The organism is Oceanobacillus saliphilus, from assembly GCF_023522835.1.
GTDB lineage: Bacteria > Bacillota > Bacilli > Bacillales > Amphibacillaceae > Oceanobacillus > Oceanobacillus saliphilus.
On sequence record NZ_JALCZU010000002.1, the window covers coordinates 1 to 13,931 of the forward strand.

General features: G+C 39.1%; 10 protein-coding genes and 1 rRNA gene. All 11 read right to left on the reverse strand.

Translation table 11 applies throughout. From position 1 onward, the window contains the following. Window positions 1-174, reverse strand: a 16S ribosomal RNA gene (locus MN204_RS03110); the annotation flags it as partial. Window positions 175-713: 539 nt separating this feature from the next. Continuing rightward, a complete protein-coding gene (gene cysK / locus MN204_RS03115; protein WP_249869630.1) occupies window positions 714-1,637 on the reverse strand; it encodes a cysteine synthase A in 924 nt (307 codons plus the stop codon). 17 nt (window positions 1,638-1,654) lie between these two features. Further along, window positions 1,655-2,071, reverse strand: a complete 417-nt coding sequence (locus MN204_RS03120) for a PH domain-containing protein (protein ID WP_249869631.1) — start codon at window positions 2,069-2,071, stop codon at window positions 1,655-1,657. 107 nt (window positions 2,072-2,178) lie between these two features. Next, window positions 2,179-3,024 (reverse strand): gamma-glutamylcyclotransferase family protein, encoded by an 846-nt coding sequence (locus tag MN204_RS03125; protein ID WP_249869632.1) that lies wholly within the window; start codon window positions 3,022-3,024, stop codon window positions 2,179-2,181. A 215-nt stretch (window positions 3,025-3,239) separates the two neighbouring features. Beyond that, window positions 3,240-4,103, reverse strand: coding sequence for a 5'-3' exonuclease (locus MN204_RS03130; RefSeq protein WP_249869633.1), 864 nt, complete (start codon window positions 4,101-4,103; stop codon window positions 3,240-3,242). Then, window positions 4,104-7,742, reverse strand: coding sequence for a dynamin family protein (locus MN204_RS03135; RefSeq protein ID WP_249869634.1), 3,639 nt, complete (start codon window positions 7,740-7,742; stop codon window positions 4,104-4,106). A gap of 521 nt (window positions 7,743-8,263) precedes the next feature. Then, the gene (locus MN204_RS03140) at window positions 8,264-9,793 is read right to left on the reverse strand and encodes an acyl-CoA carboxylase subunit beta (protein WP_249869635.1); all 1,530 of its coding nucleotides are present in this window, start codon (window positions 9,791-9,793) and stop codon (window positions 8,264-8,266) included. Window positions 9,794-9,813: 20 nt separating this feature from the next. Then, on the reverse strand, window positions 9,814-10,596 hold the full coding sequence (locus MN204_RS03145; protein ID WP_249869636.1) for an enoyl-CoA hydratase: 783 nt from the start codon (window positions 10,594-10,596) through the stop codon (window positions 9,814-9,816). Between the two features lie 109 nt (window positions 10,597-10,705). Continuing rightward, window positions 10,706-10,918 carry an acetyl-CoA carboxylase biotin carboxyl carrier protein subunit gene (locus MN204_RS03150; RefSeq protein ID WP_249869637.1) on the reverse strand — a complete coding sequence of 71 codons (213 nt, stop codon included), beginning with the start codon at window positions 10,916-10,918 and terminating at the stop codon, window positions 10,706-10,708. A 15-nt stretch (window positions 10,919-10,933) separates the two neighbouring features. Continuing rightward, window positions 10,934-12,286, reverse strand: a complete 1,353-nt coding sequence (locus MN204_RS03155; protein WP_249869638.1) for an acetyl-CoA carboxylase biotin carboxylase subunit — start codon at window positions 12,284-12,286, stop codon at window positions 10,934-10,936. 10 nt (window positions 12,287-12,296) lie between these two features. Next, window positions 12,297-13,931 (reverse strand): AMP-binding protein, encoded by a 1,635-nt coding sequence (locus MN204_RS03160; RefSeq protein ID WP_249869639.1) that lies wholly within the window; start codon window positions 13,929-13,931, stop codon window positions 12,297-12,299.

The following is a 13,931-nucleotide window of genomic DNA, read 5'->3' on the forward strand; positions in this document are numbered from 1 at the left end:
TTCCGCGAGTTATCCCAATCTTACAGGCAGGTTGCCCACGTGTTACTCACCCGTCCGCCGCTCGTTCCACTTTTCTTCACTCCGAAGAGATTAGAAAAGCTTCCCGCGCTCGACTTGCATGTATTAGGCACGCCGCCAGCGTTCGTCCTGAGCCAAGATCAAACTCTCCATAAAAGTGTTTGAATTAGCTTAGTCAGAAGACTAGCTTCTGTTTGTTACTTGTTTCGAAAGAAAACAGTGTTTTCTTTCTGACATACTGGTTGTTTTGTTCAGTTTTCAAAGAGCAAATTCGTTAGCCGTTTATCAAATTGGCGACTTTATTAATATACCATATTTCGATATTGAATGTCAACGAAAACTTTTAAGTAGATTCAACTTATTTTTTCGACAACTTTTATATCATATCAATTATCAATCTAAATGTCAACAACTTTTTTTAGCTGCTATTATTGTAGCAGCCCATATAGAACCACATACTATAATTAGCTCCCACGACAGCCGCCTTTTTAAATGCAAGGTAACGTCTAGCGGGAATTAATATATTACTCTCTCACCACTAAAAAGTCAATGCAATTTCACTGGTAAATTATACTAATCTAAGACCCCGCGTAAATACAACTATCAATAAAAGCCAGCACACATTACTAGGGATGTGTGCTGGCCACTTCACGTCGAGTTATATCGCAATCAGGCTAACTCAACAACATTTTTTGTTATACTTCATCAAAAAGATTCATACTTAAATATCGCTCCCCAGTATCAGGAGCAATACAAACTACTTTCTTGCCTCGCCCAAGCTTTTTAGCCACTTCAATCGCAGCATATACCACAGCAGCACCGGATGGACCCAAAAAAATCCCTTCCTCACGGGTAAGTTTCCTTAATAGACCAATTGCGTCCTCATCACTGATCTGAATGATTTCATCATATACATCTGTATTCAATATGTCCGGCACGAATCCAGGACTGGTACCAACCAGTTTATGTTTGCCGGGTTTACCTCCTGACAAAACAGGAGAACCCTTTGGCTCTACAACCGCCACATAAATTCCTGGAATTTTTTCTTTTAATGTTTCGCCAGTCCCTGTTACAGTACCACCAGTTCCAGCAGTACACACAAAAGCATCCAAGTTGCCATTCGTCTGTTCGATAATTTCCAAGGCAGTGGTAGTTCTATGGATATCAGGGTTTGCACTATTCTCAAATTGTTGCGGTATAAAACTTCCTGGAATTTCTTCTTGCAATTCCAGAGCCTTCTTTATGGAACCCGGCATTTTCTCTTCACTTGGTGTTAACACAATTTCCGCACCATAAGCTTTCAGGATGTTTCTTCGCTCCATTGTGCTATTATCGGGCATCACTAAGATAGCTTTGTAACCTTTCGCCGCAGCTATCATAGCAAGACCAATACCAGTATTTCCACTCGTAGGTTCTATTATTGTGTCTCCAGGTTTTAGTAATCCTTCTTCCTCTGCTACCCGAATCATATTATACGCTGCACGGTCTTTCACACTCTTACTTGGATTAAACATTTCCATTTTAATATATATGTCTGCTGCACCTTCAGGAACAACTTTATTTATTTTTACTAACGGTGTATTACCGACAAGCTCGGTAATATCCTGCACTACTCTCATAAAGAACCTACCTTCCATCATTTATTTGGATCCAGTCTCGTATCCAGCGATATTTCCGGATTGATGTCTGTTAGCATATCCAGAAACTTCTGTTGATCTTCAGGAGAAATCGAGAAGACATCGTATCTTCCACATCTGATTTGAATGCGATCCATCGAAAGCGCGGGCGCAGTTAAAGGAGCTTTCGACTTAACGATAACTTCTATTTCCTTAATATGTACAGTTTGTCTTATCGGACCATAAAAAATCCTGATTTTATCTCCGTCTATTTTATAACCGGTCTTAAACCAAAACCAGAGTAAAAATAAACCCAAAAGTAACATAATGAACGCAGCTGTAAATTCACCTTTTACTAAAGGCGCGATAACACCCAACAGAGGAATTACCCACACAATAACGGTTATCCATTTATCTTTCTTAGACGGGAAGTACATTTATTCTCCTCCTGTATAGCAATGAATAATTCCTTTTCCTATAAAAATCATTATAGACATTTCTCCCTGTCTTTACCAAGATTTTAAGTCTCCCTTCCATAAGAAGGTTACATTAATAGGTCGATTTTCTTTTGCAGCCCTTCTATATAAGATGTACTCAAAAACTTCTTTGCACCTGTTAAGATTTCACCGGCATATATAACCGTTGGCTTTGTTTCATCACTTTTGGTCACTCCCATAAACGTCAGCGCGTCTATGACTTTGCCCTCATTGGTACTTACAGAAACAATCAACGGACGATAGGCCTGTACATAAACCCCTTCTCGTTCATACAAGTAATCAACAGCCTCCATAGGAACCCGGTAGATTACACCTTCTACATGTTCATCCGAAGATACAATAATATCTGCCTTTCCACCATCCTTTGTACTCCTGCTGAAACGGAAACCATATTCGGCTAATTTTCCGCTACCTATATTATTACAAAAATAATGATCTACCTTAGCAAGTTTAAATCTCCTATTGTCCATACATGATCCATAAGCAAAATAGTAGATTTCACCTTGTCGCAAATACCGATAAACTTTCCAATCCCCAAACGGAATCACATCTGTCGACCCATCCTGAGATTTGCCTGCAACATAAGTGAACGCTTCCATTACAGAACCTGAATCATCAAAAACAGTTACCCTTTTTCTTTCATACAGATTGTCTGAAGCCTCCCCGCGATATCCTTCCAATCGATCGATTGCAGCTAATTGTCGATCAGTAACTTCAAACAGTTCGCCACAAACCTTTTCTGTATTGCTTTCTTTCATTACTGGATAACCTTTGTTTGTATCGAATAACTCCCCGTATATCCACGCTTGACCTCGCAAACACTTGGCGCCTTCCAAATACTTATGATTCCCTTCATTCGTTCGCAATGTTCCATATACAAATACCCTGTTCAACATCCACGCCTCCCCTAATTTAAGAATACCGTTCGTTCTCAATAAAATATATACCTATACAAAAATTATACATTTGCTTTTCGGACGTTGCAAACTCGCAATTTTCCAATTGCCAATTATACCCGTATATGTATATACCCACACCCCCTATACAAAAGTACTAAACGCAGTAAAAATTCCCTGTAGATGATTTACAGGGAATTTTTATATGGTAACTATATTAATTTAGCCAAATTTTTAAATTCCAATTCCTCAAATTTCGAAGTGACAGTTGCTTTGTCATATTTCCATAGTGCTTGATCTAGCTCACAACTGACCGGCACATCACATTTAATTCGAGCTAGAGACCTTGATAGATGCAGCATATCCAAATTATTGCTGATTTTCGTTTGAACACCTTTTGGCAAATGATCGATATTATCCAAAAGATTATCAATGGTTTCATATTCCTGCAGGAGTTTTAGTGCTGTCTTCTCTCCTATCCCTTTAACTCCAGGATAGTTATCGGAAGAGTCTCCCATCAGACCTTTTAAGTCTATCACCTGTGTTGGATATATCCCTTTCTTTTCATAAAAGTTATCATGATCGAACACTTCGTAATTACCTTGACCTTTTCTCATGATGGCAACACGTATTTTCTCATCAACCAGTTGTAATATATCCTGATCTCCAGTAAGTATCGTGACATCATTCTCTTCACGATAGCTATTAGCGAGCGTCCCGATACAATCATCAGCCTCGAAATTTTCCAAACCGATATTAGGCATGTTAAATGCTTCCACTACTTCTTTTATTAAATCAAATTGAGGAACCAGTTCCACTGGCGGAGCATCCCTGTTTGCTTTGTAGCCCGCGTACATCTGTGTACGGAAAGTTTTGCTCCCCATATCCCAGCAACATACTACATGGGTCGGTTCAAAAGTATCGACTGCATCCAGGAAGTATCTCATAAATTGATAGACACCGTTTGTTGGTATCCCTTTGCTTGTGATCATAAAATTACCTCGAAAAGATGTTGCAAAGAAACCTCGGAACAATAATGCCATTCCATCTACCAATAGTACATTATTTTTCTTCATTTAATACACTTCCTCTATATCATACTGCTTTATAATGTCACCTAACTGTTCCTGCTTTTGCATCAACAAGGATAGATCGACCGTCGAAACGAGAACCTCTAGATAATTATTCATTTGCAAGTCAATATTTTGTTCGACTTGCTTTATTAGTTGATCAACATGCTCATCCCATTGTTCCATATATGCATGTAACATAATTGACTTGTTGACGTGAACATACTGTTTAGCATAAGTTTCTATTATAGCATACATCTCTTCTTTCATAAATTCCTTTTCATTTTTCTCAAAAAATGCTTTTGTTCCTTTATATTTAGAAAGAATCCGGTCAAATTCGTTCAAATCGGCTGAATCCAATCCTTGCCTATAATCAGGGGTTTCCATTTTAACTGGATCCATTTCAGGCATTTCGAATAACTGATCTGTTTTTGTACTTTTTTCAGCCAGAATTTGATGCACCTCTTTGAGCTGAGATTGAATAGACGCTTCGACCCTTAATGAAACAGCCTGCAGTTCCTGATGCAGCTCATAGCCAATGTATTCTAAAAGGTTGTCCAAGCTAGTTCTAAGTTGCATATGTCCTTTCCTTCCCGGCTCTGTGATTGTTGTCGGGTTGAACATTTCCTTGAACATATCATGATAGCGGATAGATAATCTTTCCATGACATAGAATAACTGTTTTTCGACTTTCTGGATGATTTGCTCTTTATGTCCATCGGTTGAAATCGTGTTGATTTCCTGAGATAGTCTTTCTATTTTTGCCGAAAGATCCTGTTTCCTATGTTGTTTTTCATCATTATCCATTGTCATTGATTGAATGTAGTTATCTACTGCATGACGGGTCCTTTTCATATCCCATATGGCTGAGTCTATTGTCAATGCAGCCAGGTCATGATGAATAAACTGGTAAAAATCAGACTCCAATCGATGCATTTGGCTGTTGATAGGCTTTTTCTGTATTTTTTCTGCTAATGAAGATTTACTTGATACTGGATAAAGCCTTGGAAGTCGTATCCCTAATTGCTGTAATTGTTCCTGTACATAATCAGTTACTAACTTCAATTCAGCTTCGTCCTGAGCCAAATCTGCTGCATTCACAATAAAAAACATTTTATCCAGTTGAAATGCTTCCTTGACACGACCAAGCTGCATCAGAAAATCTTTATCGGCACGGGATAATGCATGGTTGTAATAGGTGACATACAAAATTGCATCTGCATGTTTAATGTAATCAAATGCAACATTTGTATGTCTTGCATTAACTGAATCCGCACCAGGGGTATCCACGAGCGTAATACCTTGCCTTGTCAATTCGGAGTCATAATAAAGATCAATGGATTCAAAATAGCATGCTTTCTTTTCATCCGTCACATAGTTTTCAAATTCTTCTAACGTTATTGTAATTCGATTACCTATGTAACGCTTCATTTCCCCATAACCTGCAATCATTGCGTGTAAATAAGACTGGAACATTTTATTTAGCTTGTCATGCTTATCAATTCGATTGGATTGTAACCATTCCATCATTTCGTTAAAAGTAATTGCTTTTGGCTCCAGTTTCTTTGTAATCATCCGTAAATCATTAAATAACGACGCTTCGCTCTTTAATGTTACGACAACTGATCCATGCCTGTTTTCTTCGTCGACTGGGCGAATACGGTTAACCGTTGCCGTTGTTGGATTTGGGGAAACCGGCAATACTTTCTCTCCCATTAATGCATTGGCAAAAGAGGATTTACCTGCACTGAAGGCTCCAAATAAGGCAATCGTATAGGAACGGTTCTTTAAGCGATATTCTTTTTGTTTTAAATCGTTTAGCAAAGATTCAAATCCTGGTAACTCTTTAATCAGATTTATCGTTAAATCAATGCTTTTCAATACACTATTAGCTGATGATGTTTGGTTAGAACGTTTAAGCTCAGGCTGTTTGGTTATTTGCTCTTGCTGTTTTGAAAAAACAGTGTGTTCCAATGGCTTGCTTTCCAGCCTTACCGGCCTCGGCTTGTTTTTCAGTTCGTTCCTTATAAGCTCCAATAAGGACGCGTCAACTTTCGGGTCGATTAATTGGCTATCCAACTGTTCATAAGCTTGTTTCTCTTCATCCTCTATCCTAATTAGTTCCTTCTCTACATCTCTTTCTTTTTTTAATTCAGCAACTCTATGAAGGTATTTATCTTTATCCGCTTTATTTCTTTTCTTTATCGATTCCTTAACTAAATTTAAAATTGTTCTTGCATTCTGCTTGAATTTACTTTTTACATCTGCCGAAACATCGTTTGTATAATTCAAAACGTAATCACCATTCATTTTTGCACCTGGTTTAATCAGCTTCTCTACATGCTCTAGGTCATAGGTGATTTGCAATTCATTTACCTTGCTTTGAAGGGCTGAATCATTTACAACATACTTTTTTAAAAGGATATTCAATTTATCACGTAGCTTCCATTGAATGGATGCATGTATGTTTTCCGTTAAGGCAGAAAGAAAATCGTATGCCCTTGTATTTTTTTCTTCCATCGTTTTTTTCCTGGAAGCAAACAGCCCTATCTTAAAATCTGGTTGCTGGGATTCCAGGTAAAGTTTAGCTTTATCTCTAAGACTGGCCGGCATTAAATAAGCATTATTAAGGGTTTGCTGCAATTCCCCCATGTAATCATTTTCAAATTGGATTGGTTCATTTTCCAAACGTGAAACTAACTTTTTTGTCATTTCCAATTCACTAGGGTCTGAGAAAGTAATTTGTCCTTGATCATGGAACAAATCACGCTTCATCGTCTCATATGTGTTTTGAAGAAAATACTTATGATCTTCCATAACTTGGTTGACTGACTCGACGGTATTGAAAAACTGTTCACGATTTCCCATGATGACAGACAATTTTTGCTTGATTTTGTCAATTTGATTATGAGCTGCGGATGCATCCACCAAAGAACTATAGTAGATATCTTCCGGCTTTAAATCCCATTGATCAAACGTTTGTTTAATATTGTTTTGAAAAGCTTCGAAAGTTAGCTCTCGCTCATCATGCTTATCAATTTGATTAATTACGACATAATAGGGGAGCCTTTTTTCCTGAATGGATTTTAAAAACTGCAGATTAACTTCGGATTGTACATGGTTATAATCCATTATATAAAGCAGTACATCTGCAAGGTGTAACGATGCTTCCGTCATAATCCGATCCGCATCATCCGCCGCATCAATTCCAGGAGTATCGATAATTGCACATCCTACAGGAATAATTTGTTCCCCTGTGCTGATTTCAATCTTTTTAATCGCTTCTTTATCTTTGGAGTATTCCTTAATCATATCGATATCGTAGGGTTCCTTATATTCTACCGGCTGTTCACTCGTAAAATACACCCGTGCAACACCTTCACCGGAATTTATTTTCACGACATTTGCACTTGTAGGTATGGGGCTTTTCGGTAAAATTTCTTTGCCCAATAATGTGTTGATCATCGAGGATTTACCGGCAGAAAAATGTCCGGCAAAACTAATGATTAATTCCTGCTTCTCCATCTTTTCAAATATATCCACAATCTTAACGGCGTTTGCCCTGTCGCCATTATCTTTTATTTGCCTATAAATCGCGGCAAGATGGTCTGAATGAACAGTTTGCATCCTTTCCTGTACGATCATGATATTCAGTTCCTTTCCCACATCCCAATTTTAAATCTATTATACGGAAATAAAGTGTTGTTTTCCACCTATTTTGGCAAGTAGGAAAGTATAAAACTTTCTTACTTGCATAAGTGCAACTAAGGCTGTCACCGAAAAGGCTTGGTGACAACCAAGTTTTCTAAAAACGATTTCAGACAAGTCATAATGAAAAGATAATGAATACGGCTATTAGTTTACATAATATAATTATAGTAAATTAAATAGAATGGCAATCGAGAATCTGCCATTCTATCGGTCTTGTCTAGGAAATTATAGATTTTTTCGGTTGTGGATAATTTTATTATCGGAACGGCTACGTCTAGCGCAAGCGGACCAGGGACTATCAGACTTCCCATACCTCATGACACGATAAGTCAACATCGGTTCGTCCCTCACCGTGTTTCCTTTATCTCCTGCGTAGGAATGTTCAACAAGTTGAACCACCCCAAAGTACGGGGCGCAGTCTGTACGTCCCTAAACGGGCGCCCCGCGCTTTTGTTCTATACCGGGTATACACCGTGTTTTCGTTCCGTAAACGTAATATTTTTAGCTGCATATATGGATAAACGTTTGATTAGTTCTTCTCTTAAACTATTTGGATCAATAACAGCATCAATCACCATTTCGGATGCCAGTCGATAAACATCAATATTTTCTTTATATTCATCTTGTTTCTGTTTAATGTAACCCACCCGTTCCTCTTCAGGTAATTGAGCAATTTTGTTTGCTTCCACTGCATTTACTGCCGCTTCTGGTCCCATCACTGCAATTTGGGCATTGGGAAAGGCAAGACAGCAATCCGGATCAAACGCTGGTCCTGACATGGCATAAAGTCCTGCACCATAGGCTTTGCGGACAATTACCGAAATCTTTGGCACGGTAACTTCACTCATTGCAAAAAGCATTTTGGCTCCGTGTCTAATAATTCCCTGGCGCTCCACTTTTGTACCAATCATAAATCCTGGAACATCTGTAAGAAATAGTAGTGGAATATTGAAAGCATCACATAATTGAATAAATTTGGCGGCTTTATCTGCAGAATCTGTAAACAAGACACCCCCCTTTACCCGAGGTTGATTTGCAATGATACCGACTGAATTGCCTTCCATTCTCGCAAGCCCGGTAATTAATTCGGGTGCGAACTTCTTTTTAATTTCACAAAAACTTCCTTCATCAATCGTTTGATCAATTAGGTCGTACATATTGAATGGGGCATTTTGGTTTTTAGGAATAATATCAGAAATTGACTTTTCAAAGGGTTTCACGCCCTTTGCCTCCATTGCTTTTGGCTTTAATCTGAAATTGGGCGGAAAATAACTCAAATATCTTTGGGCGTAATGAATTGCCTCTTCCTCTGATTTCACTAATACATCTCCAACGCCTGAAACCGTGCAATGCATATTCGCACCACCCATTTCTTCGAGTGTAACCTTTTCGCCAATTACCTTTTCAGCCATCCTAGGTGATCCCAAATACATGGATGCATTTCCATCGACCATGACAACTACATCACAGAATGCAGGGATATAGGCACCTCCTGCAGCAGAAGGACCAAATAGCAGACACACCTGGGGTACACGTCCGGATAATTTTATCTGATTATGGAAAATTCTGCCCGCGCCCCTTCTGCCTGGAAACATCTCGATTTGATCGGTAATTCTTGCTCCAGCGGAATCAACGAGATAGATCATCGGCAGTTCCATTTTTTCAGCTGTTTCCTGAATCCGCAAAATCTTTTCTACCGTACGTTTACCCCATGATCCCGCTTTAACGGTTGAATCATTAGCCATCACACAAACGTCCTGGCCATTAATTTTACCGATTCCAGTAACTACACCATCCGAGGGGAGTTCATCTTCCATGCAATTGGCAAAAAAAGCGTCTTCAATGTCCATTGCCTCATCAAATAACAAATCCAACCTTTTCCGCACAAACAGTTTCCCTTTCTCTTCATTACTCTTATGATATTTTTCCTTCCCCCCTTTTTCTATTTTACGGATTCTTTCCTCTAGTTCTTCAAGATTTGACATTTCTCATCCTCCTTCATGGTCTATTTCCCTTTGTAGACAGGTTTCCTTTTTTCTTTAAAAGCTTGTAACCCTTCGATTCTGTCAGATGTAGGAAGCGTCTCTTTATAGTGTAAATGCTCTAGCTCCAGCCCTGTTGAAAGGTCCGTCAGCATACCTGCGTTAATCGCTTTCTTCGCTTGCATCAAAGCAATCGGACCATTGGCTGCTATCGTTTTTGCCAAATAATATGCTTCAGCCTGTAAATCATCTCCATCTACTGACTGCTCCACTAAGCCAATCGAAAGTGCTTCCTGTGAATGGATCGGTTTTGCTGTAAAGATTAACCGTTTTGCGTGACCTAACCCTATTAAACGTGGTAAACGCTGGGTTCCTCCAGCACCAGGAATGATTGCCAGCGATGCTTCCGTTAACCCAAGTTTTACATCCTCTGCTGCAATCCTTAGGTCACATGCCAATGCCAATTCCAATCCACCGCCAAAAGCGGATCCATTAATAGCTGCGATCACCGGCATTTTCATCTCTTCTATTGCTGTCATTGTCTCTCCTATGTAGCGTACCGTATCGATTACCTGTTGTTCTGACATTCCCCTGCGTTCCTTTAGATCAGCTCCAGCACAAAATACCTTCTTACCTGCAGCAGTGATGATCGTACAATACAAGGAACTATCCCCATTAATTTTGCGAATGACCTCATTTAATTCATCCAGCATGGTTTTTGATAATGCATTAGCTGCTTCTGGACGATTGAGCGTAATGATAGCTATATGTTCATCCTTAATATCCAACGTTATCTGTTCCGTCATGATTGCCTCCTTTTAAAGTGACACTTCATCCAGTAGGGGGTAACTCTCTCCCCCTACTGAATGTTGGTGAACGTTAATTATAACTAAAGCGACTTCTATTAAAAGGGAATTATTCTACAATTGCGATAATATCGCCTTCATTCACAAAATCACCTTCAGCCACTTTTAATTCCTTTACTGTACCTGCCGCTTCTGCTGGAATCGGAATTTCCATTTTCATCGATTCAAGTATTACAATATCCTGACCTTCTTCCACAGAATCACCTTGATTAGCAACTATTTTCCAAACACTTCCTGCCATACTTGCTTTTACTTCTTCCATAATAATACCTCCATACTATTTATTAAATTGAGTTAAATAATAAGTCTCGACAAATCCAGTTGTTGTGTTGCCAGAGAGAAACTGTTCGTGATCCACTATATTTAATAGCATCGGGATATTTGTTTTAATACCTTCTACTTTGTAATCTGAGAGTGCATGCTTCAATAAAGCAATTGCATCGTCTCTCGTATTTCCTTTTACAATCAGCTTGCCAATCATAGGGTCATAGAAAGGAGTAACAAGATAGTCTTCTTTTACTGCAGTTTCATTACGGATGTCCTGGCCTTCAGGCAATACGAAAAGAGAAATACGTCCTGGCGATGGAAAGAAAGAAACAGGATCTTCAGCGTAAATCCGAGCCTCTATTGCATGCCCATCAATGACGAGATTTTCCTGGTTCAAGCTTAATTCCTTTCCATTTGCAATCGTTATTTGCTGTTCGACAAGGTCAATCCCAGTAATTTCTTCCGTGATGGGATGTTCCACTTGAATTCTTGTATTCATTTCAAGAAAGTAATAATTTTCCTGCTCATCTACGAGAAATTCAATCGTACCTGCATTCGTGTAACCTAGCATTTTTACTGCCCGGACCGCTGCATCTCCCATCGATTTACGAGTTTCCTCTGTTATGAACGTGGAGGGTGCTTCCTCAATGACCTTTTGGTTACGTCGCTGGATGGAACATTCACGTTCAAACAAATGAATCGCGTTCCCATGGTGGTCAGCCAAAATCTGTAATTCGATATGACGAGCGTTTTCAATTTTCTTTTCCAGGAACATCGACCCATCACCAAAAAAGGTTAAGGCTCTTTTTGAATTACTATCAAACGCTTTCACTAACTCAGCATCCGAATAGACAACCTGCATCCCGATGCCTCCACCTCCAGCTGAAGCTTTCAGCATAATTGGATAACCGATTTCCTCAGCAGCTGCTAAGGCATCATCTGCGGTTGATACAGCGCCGTCTGTTCCAGGAACGACTGGCAACCCTGCTTGTTCCATAGATTTTCTCGCCAAAATCTTACTGCCCATCTGTTTCATCACATTGCTGCTTGGTCCGATAAAAACAATACCCATTTCGGTACAAATCTTAGCAAATTGATCATTCTCACTCAGAAAACCATAACCAGGGTGAATCGCATCCACCTTCGCTTCTTTTGCGACTTCAAAAATTTTATCCATATTTAAATAACTTTCATTTACCCTTGGTGGACCAATTAAGAAGCTTTCATCCGCCATCGAAACATATGGTGAGCCCTCATCGGCTTCTGAATATATGGCAACAGTATCAATGTTCATTCGTTTGCATGTACGAATAATCCGGGCAGCGATCTCTCCCCGGTTTGCAATAAGAATTTTCTTAATCATAAACTCTCTCCTATAAATGAAATTGTTGAGATGCCATTTCTTTCAGTTTGAATTTCTGGATTTTCCCACTCGCCGTCATAGGGTATTCATCAATAAACTCAATATACTTCGGTATTTTATGTCTTGATATATTCCCTTCACAGAAAGCTCTTATATCCTCTGCTGTGGTTTGTTTATTTTCTTTTAAAATGATCCAGGCCATAACTTCTTCCCCAAATTTATAATTAGGTATACCCACTACCTGAACATCGAGTACATCCGGGTGCTGGTATATAAATTCTTCAAGTTCCCGTGGATAAATATTTTCACCGCCACGGATGATCATATCCTTAATCCTTCCTGTTATTTCCAAATATCCGTTTTCAAACATGACTGCTATATCTCCCGTATGAAGCCAGCCAGCTTCATCAATTGCTTTATTCGTTGCTTCAAGGTTGTTATAATAACCCTTCATGACATGATAACCACGGGTAAGTAATTCACCGGGGATTCCTGTTTTCTGTTCTTCATTCGTTCCCGGAATGACGATTTTCACTTCCACATGAGGAAGGGGCTTTCCGACTGTACTCACCTTTAATTCAATCGGATCATCTGTTTTCGTTTGTGTGATAACCGGAGAAGATTCTGTCTGTCCATAAGCAATAGTAATTTCGACAACACCCATTTTATTCATGACGCTTGTCATCACTTCCATTGGACAAGTGGAGCCAGCCATAATACCAGTTCGTAAATGCGATAAATCAAACTCATCCAGACGCGGATGATTTAACTCAGCAATAAACATTGTCGGAACTCCATGAAGTGCCGTACATTTTTCATCCGCTACAGCCTGCAAAACCTTTTCCGCATTGAATTGTTCTAGAATTACCATTGTCGTTCCTTGGGAAACGGCAGCCAGCACACCTAATACACAGCCAAAGCAATGAAAAAATGGAACAGGGATGCATAATCTATCTTCATAGGACAACTTCATGCAATCAGCAATCTGTTTCCCGTTATTTACAATATTGTAGTGTGTCAGCATAACGCCTTTTGGAAAACCAGTAGTTCCTGATGTATATTGCATATTGATGACATCATGATGATGTAATGACTGTTTCCGCCTGACTAAATCTTCAGAGCTGACAGTATTTCCATTATTAATTACCTCATTCCAGTTATAAGCATACGGATAATTTTCCTCACTGATAACGATTACATTTTTTAAATTAGGTAATGATCCGGAGACTAAAGCCCCCTTTGGAGAAGTTTCCAGTTCTGGACAAACTTTTTTTAATATATCGATGTAAGAAGTACCTTTAACGTTTTCCGCCATAATAATCGTAGTTGCTTCCGATTGTTTTAACAGGTATTCCAATTCATTCGCCATGTAATTGGTATTTACCGTTACAAGAATAGCGCCCATTTTTCCAGTTGCAAATTGACTGATTAACCATTGGGGTTTATTATCAGCCCATATTGCAACATTTTCCCCTTTTTCAATACCTAAGGACATGAACCCCTTCGCTGCCTGATCAACCAATTCATCAAATTCCTGATACGTTTTTCGTAAATTCAACTCCGGATAGACAAATGCTTCATGATTGGGATTTAACTTAACCTGTTCCTCCAGCAATTCACCAACTGTTAGCGTTAAAAGTGACAT

Excerpts from the sequence above, each read along its gene's own strand:
- cysK (WP_249869630.1), bottom strand. The coding sequence starts at position 1,637 with ATGAGAGTAGTGCAGGATATTACCGAGCTTGTCGGTAATACACCGTTA.
- MN204_RS03120 (WP_249869631.1), bottom strand. The coding sequence starts at position 2,071 with ATGTACTTCCCGTCTAAGAAAGATAAATGGATAACCGTTATTGTGTGG.
- MN204_RS03130 (WP_249869633.1), bottom strand. The coding sequence starts at position 4,103 with ATGAAGAAAAATAATGTACTATTGGTAGATGGAATGGCATTATTGTTC.
- MN204_RS03135 (WP_249869634.1), bottom strand. The coding sequence starts at position 7,742 with ATGATCGTACAGGAAAGGATGCAAACTGTTCATTCAGACCATCTTGCC.
- MN204_RS03140 (WP_249869635.1), bottom strand. The coding sequence starts at position 9,793 with ATGTCAAATCTTGAAGAACTAGAGGAAAGAATCCGTAAAATAGAAAAA.
- MN204_RS03145 (WP_249869636.1), bottom strand. The coding sequence starts at position 10,596 with ATGACGGAACAGATAACGTTGGATATTAAGGATGAACATATAGCTATC.
- MN204_RS03150 (WP_249869637.1), bottom strand. The coding sequence starts at position 10,918 with ATGGAAGAAGTAAAAGCAAGTATGGCAGGAAGTGTTTGGAAAATAGTT.
- MN204_RS03155 (WP_249869638.1), bottom strand. The coding sequence starts at position 12,286 with ATGATTAAGAAAATTCTTATTGCAAACCGGGGAGAGATCGCTGCCCGG.
- MN204_RS03160 (WP_249869639.1), bottom strand. The coding sequence starts at position 13,931 with ATGTCACTTTTAACGCTAACAGTTGGTGAATTGCTGGAGGAACAGGTT.